Origin of the sequence: Halomonas sp. ND22Bw (assembly GCF_003011945.1) — a bacterium.
In the GTDB taxonomy this organism is placed as follows: Bacteria; Pseudomonadota; Gammaproteobacteria; order Pseudomonadales; family Halomonadaceae; genus Halomonas; species Halomonas halophila.
The window spans coordinates 1-288 of sequence record NZ_PXWD01000608.1; the positions used below are offsets into that span (position 1 = coordinate 1).

1 protein-coding gene is annotated in these 288 nt (G+C 61.1%); it reads left to right on the top strand.

All coding sequences use genetic code 11. The features are described 5' to 3' along the window. Window positions 1–288: ABC transporter substrate-binding protein (locus CVH10_RS19585; RefSeq protein ID WP_146143120.1), on the top strand; the 288-nt coding region annotated here is incomplete at both ends.

Sequence of the window (288 nt, forward strand, 5' to 3'; positions counted from 1 at the left end):
GCAGAGCGATTTGACCATCGTGCCGCAGTCGGGCTCGATGGCGCCCTTCGTCGAGAAGCAGTTCGATGTGGCCGCCGCCACCTATTACAACGAGCTCAACACCCTCAAGTCGCAGGGCCTGGGCGACAAGCTGACGCTGATCTCGCCAGACGACTACGGCGTGATGGTTCAGCAGGACACGGTGCTGGTGTCTGAGAAGTACCGCAACGAGAAGCCGGCGCAGGTGCAGGCCTTCCTCGACGCGACCATCAAAGGCTGGAAGTACGCGCTGCAGAACAAGAAGGAAGC